14 protein-coding genes are annotated in these 17,122 nt (G+C 32.8%); all 14 read left to right on the forward strand.

Features of this window, described 5'->3' with window-relative positions:
• Window positions 1-303 precede the first annotated feature (303 nt).
• The 14 genes from pfkA (at window position 304) to LL038_RS21770 (ending at window position 16,946) form a co-directional block, all read left to right on the forward strand.
• Window positions 304-1,263: a 6-phosphofructokinase gene (pfkA, locus tag LL038_RS21705; RefSeq protein WP_216120648.1), complete on the forward strand. Its 960-nt coding sequence runs from the start codon at window positions 304-306 to the stop codon at window positions 1,261-1,263.
• A 71-nt stretch (window positions 1,264-1,334) separates the two neighbouring features.
• Entirely contained in the window at window positions 1,335-3,095 is a 1,761-nt protein-coding gene (pyk, locus tag LL038_RS21710) for a pyruvate kinase (protein ID WP_216120650.1), read from the forward strand.
• Window positions 3,096-3,380: 285 nt separating this feature from the next.
• Window positions 3,381-3,740, forward strand: coding sequence for a DUF1540 domain-containing protein (locus LL038_RS21715; protein ID WP_071614447.1), 360 nt, complete (start codon window positions 3,381-3,383; stop codon window positions 3,738-3,740).
• Between the two features lie 124 nt (window positions 3,741-3,864).
• A complete protein-coding gene (gene rlmD, locus LL038_RS21720; protein ID WP_216120652.1) occupies window positions 3,865-5,250 on the forward strand; it encodes a 23S rRNA (uracil(1939)-C(5))-methyltransferase RlmD in 1,386 nt (461 codons plus the stop codon).
• A 262-nt stretch (window positions 5,251-5,512) separates the two neighbouring features.
• Entirely contained in the window at window positions 5,513-6,091 is a 579-nt protein-coding gene (locus LL038_RS21725) for a TetR/AcrR family transcriptional regulator (protein ID WP_216120654.1), read from the forward strand.
• A 194-nt stretch (window positions 6,092-6,285) separates the two neighbouring features.
• The gene (locus LL038_RS21730) at window positions 6,286-7,092 is read left to right on the forward strand and encodes a nitroreductase family protein (RefSeq protein WP_216120656.1); all 807 of its coding nucleotides are present in this window, start codon (window positions 6,286-6,288) and stop codon (window positions 7,090-7,092) included.
• A 70-nt stretch (window positions 7,093-7,162) separates the two neighbouring features.
• Window positions 7,163-8,164, forward strand: coding sequence for an NADP-dependent oxidoreductase (locus LL038_RS21735; RefSeq protein WP_216120659.1), 1,002 nt, complete (start codon window positions 7,163-7,165; stop codon window positions 8,162-8,164).
• Window positions 8,165-8,239: 75 nt separating this feature from the next.
• Window positions 8,240-9,085 (forward strand): alpha/beta fold hydrolase, encoded by an 846-nt coding sequence (locus LL038_RS21740; RefSeq protein WP_216120661.1) that lies wholly within the window; start codon window positions 8,240-8,242, stop codon window positions 9,083-9,085.
• Window positions 9,086-9,330: 245 nt separating this feature from the next.
• On the forward strand, window positions 9,331-10,176 hold the full coding sequence (locus LL038_RS21745) for a nitroreductase family protein (RefSeq protein WP_216120663.1): 846 nt from the start codon (window positions 9,331-9,333) through the stop codon (window positions 10,174-10,176).
• Window positions 10,177-10,468: 292 nt separating this feature from the next.
• Window positions 10,469-11,716, forward strand: a complete 1,248-nt coding sequence (locus tag LL038_RS21750; RefSeq protein WP_216120665.1) for a hypothetical protein — start codon at window positions 10,469-10,471, stop codon at window positions 11,714-11,716.
• Between the two features lie 216 nt (window positions 11,717-11,932).
• Window positions 11,933-13,342 (forward strand): alanine/glycine:cation symporter family protein, encoded by a 1,410-nt coding sequence (locus tag LL038_RS21755; RefSeq protein WP_216120667.1) that lies wholly within the window; start codon window positions 11,933-11,935, stop codon window positions 13,340-13,342.
• A 195-nt stretch (window positions 13,343-13,537) separates the two neighbouring features.
• Window positions 13,538-14,053 carry a signal peptidase I gene (gene lepB, locus LL038_RS21760; RefSeq protein WP_216120669.1) on the forward strand — a complete coding sequence of 172 codons (516 nt, stop codon included), beginning with the start codon at window positions 13,538-13,540 and terminating at the stop codon, window positions 14,051-14,053.
• Between the two features lie 633 nt (window positions 14,054-14,686).
• Window positions 14,687-16,609 carry an OPT family oligopeptide transporter gene (locus LL038_RS21765; RefSeq protein ID WP_216120671.1) on the forward strand — a complete coding sequence of 641 codons (1,923 nt, stop codon included), beginning with the start codon at window positions 14,687-14,689 and terminating at the stop codon, window positions 16,607-16,609.
• Entirely contained in the window at window positions 16,596-16,946 is a 351-nt protein-coding gene (locus tag LL038_RS21770; RefSeq protein ID WP_216120673.1) for a PqqD family peptide modification chaperone, read from the forward strand. The genes LL038_RS21765 and LL038_RS21770 overlap by 14 nt, the downstream gene beginning before the upstream one ends.
• Window positions 16,947-17,122 lie beyond the last annotated feature (176 nt).

Here is a 17,122-nt window from a genome sequence, read left to right on the forward strand (position 1 = left end):
TATAACCATTAAAAGGATTACATTACGCTAGTAATAGGCCGTTTATTAAAAAATAAATATTTATTTCTATAAACCGTTGAATGTTTCGAGAATTTTGTATAATATTAGAGTATAAAGGGTATTTTTTAATAATAGTTATATTTTTGTTGGTAACATGGACATATTATGACCACGGTGGGGCGGATTTATCCCGATGGTACAGAAATGGAAAACAATTAATAATTGTTTTATACCTCAAAGAATCATAAAGGGGAAAAAATTAATAATTGTTTATTCTATAGAGAGTTATAAGGAGGAATAGTTATGAAAACAATAGCGGTATTAACAAGTGGAGGCGACGCACCAGGAATGAACGCAGCCATTAGAGCAGTAGTTAGGATGGCTATATTCAAAGGCATAAGAGTTATGGGTGTACAAAGAGGGTATAGTGGACTTATAAATGGTGAAATATTTGATATGGATAGACATTCGGTTTCAGATATAATTCATAGAGGTGGAACTATTCTTAGAACTGCACGATGTGAAGAATTTAAAACTGAGGCTGGAAGAAAAAAGGCAGTTAATGTACTAAGAGTATTTGGTATTGATGGACTAGTAGTAATTGGTGGAGATGGTTCCTTTGCAGGAGCACAACTTTTATCAGACCTTGGTATTGCAACTGTAGGTATACCAGGAACTATAGATAATGACCTTCCATATAGTGAATATTCGATAGGGTTTGATACAGCACTAAATACAGTGCTTGATGCTATAAATAAAATAAGAGATACTTCAAGTTCTCATGAGAGAATTAGTGTTGTTGAAGTAATGGGAAGAAACTGTGGAGATATAGCCTTATATGCTGGTATTGGTGGAGGAGCTGAAGAAGTAATTATACCTGAAAAAGGGTATGAAATAGACTCTTTGTGCAAAACTATATTTGAAGGTAAATTAAGAGGCAAAATGCACAATCTAATAATCCTTGCTGAAGGTGTAGGCGGTGCCAATGAACTTGCAAAGCAGGTTGAAGAAATAACCGGAATTGAATCAAGAGCTACAATACTCGGCCATATTCAAAGAGGTGGAAGTCCAAGTGCATTTGATAGAATGCTTGCATCTAAAATGGGAGTAGCTGCAGTGCAAGTACTTATAGAAGGTAGATCAGGCAGAGTTATTGGTATGAAAAATGGCAAAATAGTTGATGAAGATATCAATGAAGCGCTAGAAATACCAAGAAAATTTAATGAAGAACTTTATGAAATATCTAAAATTCTTTCTTACTAAAGTGATTTAATAAGAAGGCTTATATATAAAAGCTAAATATAAAATAATATACAATAAGAGGAGAATAATTAATGAAAAAAACTAAAATGATTTGTACAGTAGGACCAGCTAGTGGAAGTATGGAAACTATAAAAGATTTAATAAATGCAGGAATGGATGCTTCAAGACATAATTTTTCACATGGTGATCATCAAGAACATTTAGAAAGAATTGATAGAGTCAAACTAGTTAGAAAAGAAATGAATAGACATATTGCTATAATACTTGATACTAAAGGACCAGAAATAAGAACAGGAAATTTTTCAGCTGGTAAAGTTGAATTACAAGAAGGATCTAAATTCACTGTTGTTTGTGGTGAAGAAGTTATTGGAGATGAAACTATATGCTCTGTAACTTATGAAGAATTATATAAAGATGTTGTTGCTGGCGATACTATATTAATAGATGATGGTTTAGTTGGACTCACAGTAGAAAGCGTTGAAGGTAAAAAAGTACATTGTGTAGTTGCAAATACTGGTATGGTAGGAAATCACAAAGGTGTTAATGTTCCTGGAGTTGCAATAAATCTTCCTGCACTTACAGCAAGAGATATTGATGATTTGAAATTTGGATGTGAAATAGGTGTTGATTTTATTGCAGCATCATTTGTAAGAAAAGCATCAGATGTACTTCATATAAGACGTGTTCTTAATGAAAATGGTGGAGAAAAAGTACAAATAATTTCTAAAGTTGAGAATCAAGAAGGTGTTGATAACATTGATGATATTATTAAATTATCTGATGCTGTCATGGTTGCCAGAGGAGATTTAGGAGTTGAAATTCCAACAGAGGAAGTTCCAATAGTTCAAAAAATGATGATAGCTAAATGTAATGCTGCTGGTAAAGCAGTTATAACAGCTACTCAAATGTTAGATTCTATGATCAGAAACCCAAGACCAACTAGAGCAGAGTCTTCAGATGTTGCAAATGCAATATTTGATGGTACAGATGCTATAATGTTAAGTGGTGAAACTGCTAATGGTAAATACCCAGTTGAAGCAGCTACTATAATGGCTAAAATAGCACAAACTGCTGAAAACGCTCTTAACTACAAAGAAAATTTAAAGAATAAGGGAGCAGTTCATATTCCTAATGTACCAAATGCTATTAGTTTAGCTACTTGTACTACTGCTATGGAATTAAACGCTTCAGCTATTATTACTGCAACTCAAAGTGGTAATACAGCAAGAAAAGTTTCAGCTTATAGACCAGAATGTCCAGTTATTGCGGTTACTCCTTATGAAGTAGTAGCTAGAAGTTTAGCATTAAATTGGGGCGTTGTTTCAGTATGTGCTGATAAAATAGAATCTACAGATAAACTTATAGATAATTCTGTAGCTATTGCATTAAAAGCAGGATATGTACAAAAGGGAGATTTAGTAGTTATTGCTGCTGGAATTCCTGCCAATTTTGTAGGTAGTACAAACATGATGAAGGTTCATATTGTTGGTGATATATTACTTCAAGGTAAAGGAAATATAAGCGCATCAGCTTGTGGTACAGCTTGCTTTGCGCAAAATGCAAAAGAAGCAAATGAAACTATGCGTGATGGTGATATTTTAGTAGTAAAAACATTAACTAAAGAATATACTGATTTATTAGATAGAGTTTCAGGAATTATTGTTGAAGAAGATGCAACAAGATCAGATGTTGTTGTTGAAGGTACTTCAAAAGCGGTTCCAATAATATACAATGCAGCAGGAGCAGTTGATATTATTAAAACTGGTTCTTTTATAACAATGGATGCAGCTAGAGGTATTGTATACAGTGGTAGGGCTAATGTAAAGAACTAAAAAAACTTTCTGAAGTCGTTGATATTTAAGCGACCAAGGAGATGAATTAAGAATTGTCATAAAATTGGCAATCCTTTTTCTTATTTATGAAAATATAAAATATTTTAAATAATTATGTATAAATAAAAAAAACTTGGTTACAATCATAAGTACAAGCAAACAACATGGCAACTGATTTCTTTTAAAGCACCTATATGGTGCTTTTTTTTTATCTGTAGTATAATAAAAAGTAAAGCAAGGAATTATAATTAAATATAATACTAAAATTAAGTTGGAGGGGTAGATATGAGAGGGACTCTAAGTTGTACTGCCACAAATTGTGTTAATAATATGTCGGGGATATGCTCAGCGAGTACTATCAACATTTTAGGGTCAAATGTTCATAGCAAAGAGGAGACACAGTGTGAAACATTTGCTGAAAAGGGACTAAAAAATTCATTTAATAATGTACTTAATATGAATGTTATTGGAGAAATTAAACAAGCATTTAATAATGACAAAATAGAAATGAGTCCCAAAATTGAATGCGAAGTTATAAACTGTGTGCATAATAGGGATGAAGAATGTGTTGCTCATAATATTATGGTAAATGGTAGAGAGGCTTTAAGCAGTGAAAAAACAGAATGTCAGACGTTTAAAGAATAAGAAAAATTTAAGATTGTGAAATAAGCATTTTTTCTTTGCATTTGTTATAAAGGCATCTAGAAAAAAATCTAGATGCCTTTAACATGGGAAAAATAGCAGTAGATAGAAGGTTGGAGGAGAATTCATGAAAAGAAAACTTGAGAATTATGTTATTCCTGTTAAAAAAAATGAAGATTATATAATAACTATAGATAATATGGGGTATGAGGGTGAAGGTGTAGGTAAGATTGATGGATTTACCGTTTTCGTTGCGGGTGCAATAGTAGGAGAAAGGGTGTTAATAAAAATTGTTAAGATATCTAAAAATTTTGGCTTTGGAAAGTTGCTCGAGATAATTGAGAAATCGATAAGCAGAATAGAACCAGTATGTGACATATATAAAAGCTGTGGAGGGTGCAATTTGCAGCATATAGATTACGCGGCCCAATTAGATTTTAAAACAAATAGAGTAAATCAAGTTATAAATAGAATAGGAAAATTAGAGAAAGTAATTGTGCATCCAACACTCGGGATGGAGTCTCCATATAATTATAGAAATAAGGTTCAATTACCTGCCAGCAATAAAAATGGGGAAGTGAAAATTGGGTTTTATGCGGCAAGAAGTCACGACATAATTAACATGGAAAACTGCTATATTCAAGACAGCGTAGCAGATATTGTAGTAAAACTTACAAGAAAGTGGATAAAAGAGTTTAACATACAATGTTATAACGAAGAAAATCATCAGGGGATTTTACGTCACGTTATGATTAGAAAAGGATCTAAAACAGGACAGGTTATGGTTGTGTTAGTTACAAATGGTAAAAGCCTTCCTTATAAAGAAGAATTTATAGCAATAATTACTAAAAAGATTAAGGGTATTGTGAGTGTAATACAAAATATTAATAGTGAAAAAACTAATGTAATCCTCGGAGAAACTTGCTTGACGTTATGGGGAAAAGATACAATAACTGATTACATAGGAGAATTTAAATTTGAAGTTTCTCCACTATCATTTTTCCAAGTTAATTCAGTTCAAACAGAAGTGCTCTACGATAAGGTATTAGAGTATGCAAATTTAAGCGGTGGCGAAGTTGTACTTGACGCTTATTGTGGTACAGGTACTATCTCATTGTTTTTATCTCAGAAGGCTAAAAAAGTTTATGGTGTTGAAATAGTACCACAGGCTATTGAAAATGCTAAAATAAATGCTAAAGTAAACAATGTAGAAAATACAGAATTTTTAGTAGGGGAAGCAGAGGTAATTATTCCAAAACTTATAAATGATGGAGTAATTGCTGATGTAGTTGTAGTTGATCCACCAAGAAAGGGTTGTGATAAAACTCTACTAGAAGCCATAAGTCATATGGGTCCTATTACTATAGTTTATGTTTCTTGTGATCCAGGTACATTAGCTCGTGATTTAGGAATCTTAAATGAACTTGGATATATTACTAAAGAGATCCAGCCCGTAGATATGTTTCCTCAGACGGCGCATATAGAATGCGTTGCAAGGATAGAGAAAAGATAGGTGCCACCCACGTGGCAAGTGGCATGTGAAAGATTTTAAGCAAAATTGAATTGCCTTTTATGTTCCCTCAGACGAGAGTTTGGGGGAATTTTTAATTTAGGGGTAAGATAGACTCTTCAATATATAAAGATTATGTACTTGTTATTATATTTATTAAATATAAGGCTTAGAGGTTTAAACGAGATCATTGAAGGAATATGAAAATAATTCTTGACCGATCGTTCTCAAAATGTTATTATGCTATTAGCAAGGAGGGAAAGTAATGGGAAGAAGCAAAGAATTCGATGAAAATGTAGTTCTACAGAAGGCAATGGAATTATTTTGGGAACAAGGTTATGAAAAGACATCTTTGAGCGATCTAGTAGAGCATATGGGAATACATCGTAGAAGTTTATATGATACATTCGGTGATAAGCATACATTATTTTTAAAAACAATAGATTGTTACAATGAATTAATAAAAAACAAAATACAAGCTGAAGTTTCACATGCAGAAACGTCAAAACAAGCGATACAATTTATCTTTGATTTTATGATAGAAGGATACGAAGATAGACAATGGGGGTGCTTGATTGTAAATTCAGCAACTGAGATGGCTCTTCGAGATAAAGAAGTAGAAGAAAAGACTGAAGAGGCATTTATGCAAATGGAGCATTTTCTTGCGGATCTTGTTCGTAAAGGGCAGCAAACAGGTGAATTTTCCTGTGATTATGATGCTGAAGTTTTAGCAGAAATCTTGCAAAATACTTTGCTTGGAATTCGTGTGCTTTTAAGAACCACAGCGAGCAAAGAAAAAATGCATCGTATAGCTGATTTTCTCGTGAATCTGTTAAATAAATAATTTTTTTACACTAATTAGAATGAACGTTCTCAAAAAACGTGCTTATCTCCTTTATAACGATAAATTTGATGCGATTTCCTAGATAACTATTTTCTCATGTTTTTGATGTCTTTTAATAGATATTATAAATAAAACAAAAATTGAATATATTCGTATCATATATGAGTATAAAAATTAATAAGGAGTGAATTAAAATGAGTTTAATAACAGTAAATGAAGAAAAATGTATAAAATGTGGATTGTGCGTAGAGGAATGTCCATTAGGAGTATTAAAATTAGAATCCACTGGCCCAAAAGAAGTCCAACCTGATGCATGTTTTGCTTGTGGCCATTGTGTAGCTATATGTCCAAAAGAAGCTATAGATAATAAGAAATCACCATTAGCTATGCAAAGTAATATAGAAGAAGTCCCAAAATTAAATGCAGAAGAAGCAAAGAATTTTATTAGGGCACGAAGATCTATCCGTTCTTATAAGAGTACACCAGTTCCAAGAGAAAAATTAATGCAGCTTGTTGATGTTGCTCATTTAGCTCCAACTGCTAGTAATTCACAAGGTATATCTTATCTAATAATAGATGATAAAAAAACAATTGAATTAGCAGTTGAGGAATGTATCAACTGGTTTGAGAATGATGCAACTTGGAGTAAGATGCTAGCTGGTATGATTAAGGGGTACAGAGAAAATAAAGTTGATACTATTTTAAGAGATGCACCTAGTATAATTTTAACTTTGGCTGATGATGATTTTTATAATGGTAGAGAAAATTCTATTATTTCATTATCTTATCTTGAATTATATGCTCCATCTCTTGACCTTGGATCATGTTGGGCAGGAGTATTTGAGATTTGTGCTCGCAGTGATAATTCACCAATGTACAAGATTTTTAATATTCCAGAAAAAAAGAAAATAACAGGAGCTGTAATGGTAGGATATCCTAAGTATAGTTATAAAAGATTTACAGACAGACAACCATTATCTGCTTCCTTTTATGAAAATTAATGATGGAATAGATCGAAGCAACATAGGGAAAATTTGTACTAGTGATTTTTACTAGAAGGAGGTATATATTATGAAAGCAGCACAGATTAGAAAATATTCAAAAATTATTGCAGCAGAAGTAAATGACATTCCAATTCCAGAAATCGGTGACAATGAAGTTTTAGTTAAGGTTAAAGTTGCGGCAGTCAATCCGTTGGAAATGCTTATTATTACCGGTAGCGTAAAATTGATTCAGGATTATAAGTTCCCATTGACGCTTGGTAACGAACTGACAGGTGTGATTGAAAAAACCGGTAAAAAAGTGCAGGGATTTAAAGTAGGAGATGCAATATATTCACGGCTGCCATTAACAAAAATCGGAGCTTTCGCCGAATATGCGGCAATTGATGCAGGTGCTATCGGGCATTTACCGGCTAATCTTGATTTTGTGACCGGGGCGGCTGCACCATTAACTGGATTGACTGCTTATCAGGGGCTTCATGAAGAATTGGAAGCTAAAGCTGGTGAAACCGTGTTTATCCCTGGCGGTTCCGGATCATTTGGACAAATGGCCATTCCTATCGCCAAGGCAATGGGGCTTAAGGTGATTGTCAGCGGAAATCCCCAGGCACGTGAGCGGACAATTGAGATAGGCGCAGACCAATACCTCGATTATACAACTGAAAATTATTGGGAATTGCTTAGCAACATAGATTATGTGATTGATACCTTGGGACCAGATGAATTCGATCATGAACTTTCGATTATTAAACCAGGCGGCAGGCTTCTTTCTCTGCGGACCAGTCCTAACAAGCGTTTTGCAGAAGATCATGGATTTCCAGGTTGGAAACGAAAACTCTTTGCTTTTGCTGGGTCTAGATATGATAAAAAGGCGAAGAAAAAAGGGGTTCAATATCGTTTCATTTTTGTTCGAAGTGACGGAGCACAATTAGAAAAGATTAAGAAAATTATTGAAGATAAAAAGATCGTACCGGCGGTGGATCAGACAGAATTTCGTATTGAAGACATTGATAAAGCACTTAATCTTGTTGCGCATGGCCATATAAAAGGGAAAGTTGTCATCAAATTTTAAGGAATGATCTGTATAGGTTCGTTTTAAGGTTGTTTTATATTTCAATAAAATCATTTTAGATAAGGAGGGACTTAAATGAGCACACAATATTCATATATAAGACAGCCAAATTTAAGTATTACGGCGGCAGATGGAACAGTATATGCTTACCGTGAGCTAGGTGAGAAAAAAGGTATCCCAGTGATTTTTTTCACTCATCTGTCGGCGAATCTTGACAACTGGGATCCGCGTGTCGTGGATGGCGTTGCCGAAAAGCATTGGGTGATTGCATTTGATAATAAGGGCATCGGACTTTCCAGTGGAACAGTTCCGGATACCATTGAGCAAATGGCAAGAGATGCTTTGACCTTTGTTCATACTCTGGGCTTTGAACAAATCGATATATTATCACTTTCTATGGGTGGCATGGTTGCGCAAGAACTTTTAGCTATTGAACCGAAACTTGTCCGTAAACTTATATTGACTGGAACAGGTCCTCGTGGCGGTGAAGGTATTAAGAACGTTACGAAAATCACTAATTTTGATATGGTACGCGCCATATTTACGCTGAAAGACATAAAAACATATTTGTTTTTTACGCGTACAGATAATGGCAAACAAAAATCAAAGGAGTTTCTGGCTCGTATTAAGGAACGTAAAGAGGCGAGGGATAAGACGATTAGTATCAAGGGATATCGTACACAGCTTAAGGCGATTTACAAATGGGGATTGGCAGAACCTGCTGACTTGTCAAAAATTAAGCAACCTACGCTTGTTGTGAATGGGGACAATGACAGAATGGTACCTACGCTGAATTCCTATGATTTGGCAAAGCGAATTCCGGATAGCAAGTTGATTATTTATAAGGATTCCGGTCATGTTGGGATTTTTCAAAATCATGATGAATTTGTGAAAGCAGTACTAGAATTTCTGACAAAATAATAATATGAAATCAAGACACCTAAAAATGGGCAGTACATTTAAGAAATAAAAGCGGTAGTTGACTTGATTTTATAACAGTGGGATTGTGCTATTAAGATAGTTTGTTATGTAGAGATTTTCACATTCTCAAGCAAGGAGGAATGTTGATTATATCCATCGGACGGCATTGCATAGGATTATGAATTAGAAGAGTGCTTTAATGAGAGTACAGTTTTTATTAAATATAACGAAATGAGGTAGAAAGAATGAAACTTAATATTCCAATAGAAGAAACTATTAAAAAAAGGGTAAGTGTAAGAACCTATGATTCTAAAAGCCTTTCAGAAAAGGATAAAGAAAAATTAGTGAATGAAATTAATAAGTTAACGAATCCATTTGGAGTAAAGGTTCAAATTCATCTAATTGAAAAAGATGCAGTAGCCAATGGAGGAAAATTAGGAACATATGGAGTAATTAAAGGTGCAAAGACATTCTTAGGTGTTTCTGTTGAGAAGAGTGAATATGGACTTGTTGCGGCTGGATATCAATTTGAGAATCTGATTTTATATGCCACCAATATGGGGCTTGCAACTGTCTGGTTGGCAGCGACATTTAGCAGAGAGCAATTTGAAACTGCCATGGATATAAAAAAAGACGAACTGTTTCCGGCAATTTCTCCAATTGGATATGCAGCAGGCAAAAAAAGTGTTACTGAAAGCCTGATGAGAAAAACATTGAAGTCAGATAAACGGAAACCATGGGAAGAGATTTTCTTCCAGGATTCTTTTGAAAATCCACTTTCAAAAGAAGAAGCAAATGAGTATTTAAAACCTTTGGAAATGCTTCGATTAGCACCTTCTGCTACTAATGCACAACCATGGAAAGTAGTGAAAAAACAAGGCTCTTATCATTTTTTTGAGTCACATAAGAAGAATATAAAAGAAGAGGAAATTATGATTAAAAAAGTTGATGTTGGAATTGCTTTAAGTCATTTCCATCAGACAGTACTGGAGAATGGATTAACTGGAAATTTTGAAAAGCAGTCAGATTTTAAAATAGATGTTCCAGATAATACGGACTATATTATTTCCTGGAATATGGATAAGAAATAAAAAATATCTAAGGGGTGATAAATACATGAAATGTAATGTGATTCCTTTTTATTTTTGAGTTAGGCAGAAAGCCCAGCTATTAAAGGTCGATGTCATCAGCAAAATTGAATTGCCTTTTATGTTCCCTCAGACATTAGTTTGGGGGAACTTTTTAATTTAAGGGTAGTTATCTAAAAAAATGTATTCTAGGACAAATGCTTTATTAATAACCATAATAACTAATATATGTATTAATTATGGTATAATAGAATAATATGAATATTCATATTTTGCATAGAAAGGGAGCGATTAAATGCAAAAGATTAATGAAATTAAAGTTGGAATAGGCTTTGCAACTGGAAGAAAAAGCTTCCAAAAGGTACTTAGAACTAACATAAGCAATTGGGAAGAATCTGGTTTGGTGGAAAACAAAAGGATAAGTTTAAATGTTTTTGTGGCATATGATCTTCATTATAATAAAACTAAAGTAACTGATTACACAAACATACATCCAGATTTAGTTAAGAAAATTGATAGTAGCACTTTTATTGGAAGTGTATCAACACAAGAAGAAATTGATTATTTAATTAGAGAAAATGTTCTTACCCTTGAAGAAACTAAAAAGATCTTTGGTAGGGGGTATGCAGCTAAACGTAATGCTGTGCTATATAATGCTATAAAAAAGAATATGGATTATTTAGTATTTCTAGATGATGATGAGTATCCAATGGCAGTAACTAATACACGTGATACTGCAATTTGGGGAGGGCAATTTGTTTTGTCAGAGCATCTTAAAAATATTAAAAATGCTGACATTACCCATGGACATCACTGCGGGTATATATCTCCTATACCGTATATGGAGTTTAATGATATTATGACTGAAAGAGATTTCAGATCATTTATTGAGGCTATAAGTAATGATATTGTTAAGTGGGATAGTTTAAAATCAGTTATGAAAAACGGAGGAATAACTTATGCCGATACAAGTATACTTACTAGCCATGATGCTGTAGAGGTTGTGGAAGAGAATCATTCTAAATTTATATCAGGGGCAAATTTATGCATTAATCTTACAAACCCAAAGCGCGTTTTTCCCTTTTACAATCCACCGGGAGCTAGAGGAGAAGATACTTTCTTAGCTACATGTCTAAGTGATAGAAAAGTTCTACGCGTGCCATGTTACACATTTCATGATGGATTTTCTACATATAATAATCTTTTAGAGGGTGTTCTCCCAATAAGACTTAAGTTTATTAGGGCTGATAATGAGAAGATTACTACACGGTTTTACAATGCGTGTATAGGGTGGATTCGTTATAAACCATTATTGCTATATATAACACATCCAGACCGTTATGAGGAAAAAATTAAAGAAATGAGAGAGGAATTGAAAGTTACGTTGCCTAAAATTTGTGAATATTTTGGAAAACCTGAATTTATGAACATTTTGTCAGAACTTGAAAAATATCATAAAAATGTAGAAAAACATTACGGTGAATTTCTTGAAACACAATGTATTTGGGCGAAGATTATGGACCACTTTGCAAAAAGTGTATGATAATATGTGGATAAACTTAATATATATAAAATTATAAAACTTAAAAAGCTCCTAGGCATAACGTCTAGTGGCTTTTTTTATGATGTTGTAAAAAAGATAGCAAATAAGAGGAAATGAATGACAGTGCATTATTAACGTCAATTGTGAAAAAATTTATAATTGATAAAAATTTACAAATGACATATAATTATAAAATAGTAAAAAGGGGGAATATATATGGAGTCATTTGCAAAACTAATATCTCAAATTGATGGATGGGTATGGGGCATACCACTTATCGCTTTATTATTTGGAACGCATTTATTTTTAACTTTTAGGTTAAGATTTATTCAAAAATATATATTCAAGGCTATAAAAATTTCAGTAACAAAAGATGATTTTGGAGATGGGGATGTAAGTCAATTTAGTGCGTTAACAACAGCGCTTGCTGCAACTATTGGAACTGGAAACATAGTAGGTGTTGCTACGGCAGTTGGACTTGGAGGACCTGGTGCAGTTCTTTGGTGCTGGTTAACAGGTGTTTTTGGAATAGCTACAAAGTATTCTGAGTCTTTATTATCTGTTAAATATCGTGTTAAAACTAAGGATGGAAGCATGGCAGGTGGACCTATGTATGTTCTTGAACATGGGCTTGGACAGAAATGGGCAGGAGTGTTATTTGCATTATTTACAAGCATAGCAGCTTTTGGTATTGGTTGTATGGTACAAGCAAACTCCGTATCATCAATGGTATTTGAAACATTTAAAATTCCAACTTGGATTACTGGAATTGTAATAGCTATGTTAGTAGCAATTGTTATATTGGGTGGAATAAAGAAAATAGCTAAGGTTTGTGATATTCTAGTTCCATTCATGGCTATATTCTATGTTCTTGGATGTATTATAATTTTAATAATAGGGTACAAAACAATTGGTAGTACAATAGCATTAATATTTAAGGATGCATTCTCACCTCAGGCTGCAGTTGGTGGATTTGCTGGAGCAGGAATTATGATGGCAATGAGATATGGTGTCTCAAGGGGTCTTTTCTCAAATGAAGCAGGTCTTGGTAGCGCACCAATAGTTGCAGCTGCAGCAAAGACAAGAAATCCTGTTAAACAAGCTCTTGTTTCTTGCACAGGAACATTTTGGGACACAGTTGTTGTATGTGCAATGACAGGTTTAGTTATTGTAAATTCAGGCTTGTGGCAAGAGGGGTTAAAGGGTGCTGCACTTACTAAAGGAGCATTCGGTGCAATACCAGTTATAGGACCTATAATTTTAACTGTAGGACTTCTTACGTTTGTGTTTTCAACTATACTAGGTTGGTCATATTATGGAGAAAAAGCAATTGAATACTTACTTGGTAAAAAAGCAATTGTTCCTTATAAGATATTTTGGGTTATATTTGTTTTTGTTGGCTCGGTGTTCTCACTTAATCTAGTTTGGGATCTAGCAGATTTGTTTAATGGGTTAATGGCTATTCCAAATTTAATAGCCTTAATATTACTAAGTCCTGTAATTGTTAGTGAAACTAAAAAATATCTATGGAATGATAATCTTGATGGAATAGACAATGATCCAATAAAGGTAATTGATGAAAATGGAAAAGTTATTAATGAAGAAGCAAAAAACATTCAAGCGTAACCGAATTTTATATTTATAAAAATAAGCTCCTGACATATTATAATGTTAGGAGTTTTTACTATTCAATACATACATATTCTTAAACTAAAAGCATTTAAAGTTTATCAAATGTTAACATATAATAAACTTTTAATAGAGACTATATATATATATTGTGATAAAATATTAATGTATAATATTTGAGAGGGGATAAACATGAATTTAGCAAAAAAGATATTTCAAGATTGGATATTACCGATATTAGCAGCAGTTATAATAGCGTTTATTATAAATAAGGTCGTTTTCTTTAATGTAACTGTTCCGACTGGGTCAATGCTGCCAACAATAAAACTAAATGATAAGATTTTAGTGACAAGAGTTCATAACCTAAATAATCTTAAACATGGAGATATAGTAGTATTTCACTCCGATGAACTAGGCGAAGATCTAATAAAGAGACTTATTGGATTGCCAAATGATTTGGTGGAGGTTAAAGAAGATGGATCTGTGTACATAAACAATGAAAAAATAGATCAAAGTTATGTTGTATATCCGGGTGGTAAAACAGGTAAATATAAAGTGCCGGCGAATAGTTACTTCTTTATGGGAGACAATAGAATTAATTCTTTGGATGCAAGGTACTGGGATAAACCTTATATACCTGGGAAAGATATAATGGGTAAGGCAAGAATTAGAATTAGTCCTTTTAGCAAATTTGGGAAATTAAAATAATAAAATAGCGGAGTGTAAATGCAAGTTTATATATCTGCTATTTTAATTTTTTGAAAATTCAGTACTGATCGATTTATACTATAATTTAACTGTTTTTAAATGGTAATTTCATATAAAAAAACCCTTGTAAAAGCCACTGTAGGGTTAAAATAAACTTATGGTATATCTGGAAAAAAACTATTAGTATTTTTATGAGAATTAGGAAACAATATATATACATGACAAAAATCATAAAAACGAATGAGAATATAATTGTACTTTCAAAAGTCATAATATAGTAGTGAATTGACTATGCAACAACGGTATTAAATCGTGATAAATGAAGTATTGTGTAGATATTTGAGTAATAAACAAAGATAATATGGAAATTTCGTAAAAAACAACTAGTTTTATATTTAGACATTTTTATAACATATGGTATTATAAATTGTTAATTGAATTTATTAATTATAAGGGGGAATATTATGGAGAAATCTAAAAAGTTTCTCATATAGCGTATGGTGGAATCAAAGGTGAAGATTATTTGCCATTTGTACCAGCTAGCCAAGCAATTCCAAAAATAATAGCAATATCAATAATACTAGGTAAATTAGGTTATGATTATGGTCAATAAATATAAAGGAGGTACATCTTATGAATAATAAATTGTCAAAGGGTGCATACGGTGGCGTATCTGGTAAAGATTATGTTCCATACGTTTCAACTGGTTCTAAATCTGGTGGAAACGTTGTCGTATTAATAATTGGTATTTTTTTAGCTGCTTTGTTCGCGGCATCAACTGCCTATTCAGGTATGAAATCAGGGCTTACAGTTGCGGCTGGTATACCCGGATCTATAATAGGTTCAGCATTTATAGCTTTATTTGCTAAGCAAAAAGGTATACTTGGGAAGAATTTATTACAAGGCATGTCAAGTGGTGGAGAATCTGTTGCTAGTGGTATAATATTTGTTTTACCTGCAATTCTTTTAATAGGTTCTAAAGTTACTTTCCTCGAAGGTTTGGTTGTTGGTGTGGGCGGAGTTTTATTCGGTATAGGGATAGCTTCTCTTGTTCACAATTACTTAATGATTGAAGAACACGGTAAATTAATGTACCCTGAATCAATGGCTATAGCTGAAACACTTGTTGCTTCAGAAGGAACTGGAGAAACCATGAAGTACATGGGAATAGGGTTCGGAATAGGCGGTATTATAACTGTTGTAACTAGTTCTTTTTTGAATGTAGCTAACAACGTTATAAGTTATGTAAATGAATCTTTCTACAAGTGGAAATTTGAAGTCGAAGTTAATCCTCTATTATTAGGTATAGGATTTATAGTTGGCATAGATGTTTCTTTAACTATGTTTGCTGGTTCTATATTATCTAACTTCGGTATTATGCCTTTAATAGGATATTTCGTTAATCTTGGAAGAAACGGAGCAACTGTATGGAATGATCCTAGTGTTGCTATAAATGCTATGCAAGTTAAAGATATAGCAGGTAGTTATGTGAAATATATCGGTGCTGGTATGATGCTTTCTGGTGGTTTTATAGGTGCTATAAAGCTTATACCTACAATAATATCTTCTATAAAGGAAACTATGAATGCCAAGTCTTCAAATGGTAATGGTAGTTCATCTGCTGGAAACATGATATTGCTTAGTGGTATAGTAATAGCTTTCATAGGAGGATTTTTGATATCTGGTGGTAATATATTAATGGCAATAACTGCTTCTGTATTATCATTATTCTTATCACTCTTATTTGCTATAGTTTCTGGTCGTTTAACAGGTACTATAGGAACTTCAAATCTTCCTGTATCTGGAATGACAATAGCTTCTATAGTTGTTGTAACATTATTATTTGTTGTAATGGGATGGAAAAATCCTGCAAACAACAAATCACTACTTTTATTTGGTACATTTATAGTTACTGTTATATCTGTAGCGGCTGGTTATTGTCAATCTCAAAAAGTTACTTACATAGTAGGTGGCGACAAAAATGAAATGCAAAAATATTATGCTATAGCTGGTATAGTAGGTGTTGTAGTAGTTATTGGTACTATATTATTACTTTCGAGTAAACTTGCAATGACTGGCGATAATGTTCAGTTTGCATTACCTCAAGCTAACTTAATGGCAACGTTAACTGCTGGTATAATGTCAGGCAAATTACCTTGGGTTATGGTAATTGCTGGTATTGTTATGGGAATTGTTTTATATATATTAAAGCTTCCTGTAATGACAATTGCTATAGGATTCTACTTACCGATAGCTACAAATTCTATAATATTAGTAGGCGCGTTAGTTCGTTTATTTATAGAGAAAACTTCTAAATCTAAACAAGATAAAGAAGTTAAAATTGAGAATGGTATAGGATTATCGTCTGGTCTTGTTGCTGGTGGTTCAATAATTGGACTTATAGGTATTGTACTTCAAGTATTGAAAGTTATAAAAGGAAATGGACCAAGCGGTTTTGCTGCTTCTAATGGAATGGCATTCGTAATATTAGCAGTTATGATAATTGCTACTATAATACCTATAATGAGAAGTAAGGTAAGCAATGCTAAAAAATAATGAAGATGTTTTAAATATAATATTTAAAATTTTTGATGATTTAGAGTATGAAATAAATAAAGAAAACATTGTGACTATACTTGAAAAACAAGATCATAAAGTCCAAAAGTTCTTTAGAAAACTTAATTTCAGGATTCCAGAGTATAAAAAGACTTCTTTAGATGAGTATGGAAGTTGTGTGTTTTTACAAATAGATGGCAAGAAAACTGTAAAAGATATTGGAGAAAATCTAGAATTAAAGTATGGAGATAAAGCTCACCCACTTTATGAAAGATTATTGTTGTTCTTAAACCATATCGATGTTAATTGTCACTATATAGAAAAAACGAATTTATAATACAAAAGATGGCACTGTATTGTAGTTGCCATCTTTTGTTATTAGGAAGATAGACAGGACATGTTTGAAAAGACATCTTAAAAGGTTTAAGCTAGAATAAAAGACTTGTATGCTACAAAAATAGACACAAAAACTATTTAATGTTATAATTTAACTACGGAATAAAACATTAGATT

Source organism: Clostridium estertheticum (assembly GCF_026650985.1).
Classification (GTDB): domain Bacteria; phylum Bacillota; class Clostridia; order Clostridiales; family Clostridiaceae; genus Clostridium_AD; species Clostridium_AD estertheticum_C.

Excerpts from the sequence above, each read along its gene's own strand:
- pfkA (WP_216120648.1), top strand. The coding sequence starts at position 304 with ATGAAAACAATAGCGGTATTAACAAGTGGAGGCGACGCACCAGGAATG.
- pyk (WP_216120650.1), top strand. The coding sequence starts at position 1,335 with ATGAAAAAAACTAAAATGATTTGTACAGTAGGACCAGCTAGTGGAAGT.
- LL038_RS21715 (WP_071614447.1), top strand. The coding sequence starts at position 3,381 with ATGAGAGGGACTCTAAGTTGTACTGCCACAAATTGTGTTAATAATATG.
- rlmD (WP_216120652.1), top strand. The coding sequence starts at position 3,865 with ATGAAAAGAAAACTTGAGAATTATGTTATTCCTGTTAAAAAAAATGAA.
- LL038_RS21725 (WP_216120654.1), top strand. The coding sequence starts at position 5,513 with ATGGGAAGAAGCAAAGAATTCGATGAAAATGTAGTTCTACAGAAGGCA.
- LL038_RS21730 (WP_216120656.1), top strand. The coding sequence starts at position 6,286 with ATGAGTTTAATAACAGTAAATGAAGAAAAATGTATAAAATGTGGATTG.
- LL038_RS21735 (WP_216120659.1), top strand. The coding sequence starts at position 7,163 with ATGAAAGCAGCACAGATTAGAAAATATTCAAAAATTATTGCAGCAGAA.
- LL038_RS21740 (WP_216120661.1), top strand. The coding sequence starts at position 8,240 with ATGAGCACACAATATTCATATATAAGACAGCCAAATTTAAGTATTACG.
- LL038_RS21745 (WP_216120663.1), top strand. The coding sequence starts at position 9,331 with ATGAAACTTAATATTCCAATAGAAGAAACTATTAAAAAAAGGGTAAGT.
- LL038_RS21750 (WP_216120665.1), top strand. The coding sequence starts at position 10,469 with ATGCAAAAGATTAATGAAATTAAAGTTGGAATAGGCTTTGCAACTGGA.
- LL038_RS21755 (WP_216120667.1), top strand. The coding sequence starts at position 11,933 with ATGGAGTCATTTGCAAAACTAATATCTCAAATTGATGGATGGGTATGG.
- lepB (WP_216120669.1), top strand. The coding sequence starts at position 13,538 with ATGAATTTAGCAAAAAAGATATTTCAAGATTGGATATTACCGATATTA.
- LL038_RS21765 (WP_216120671.1), top strand. The coding sequence starts at position 14,687 with ATGAATAATAAATTGTCAAAGGGTGCATACGGTGGCGTATCTGGTAAA.
- LL038_RS21770 (WP_216120673.1), top strand. The coding sequence starts at position 16,596 with ATGCTAAAAAATAATGAAGATGTTTTAAATATAATATTTAAAATTTTT.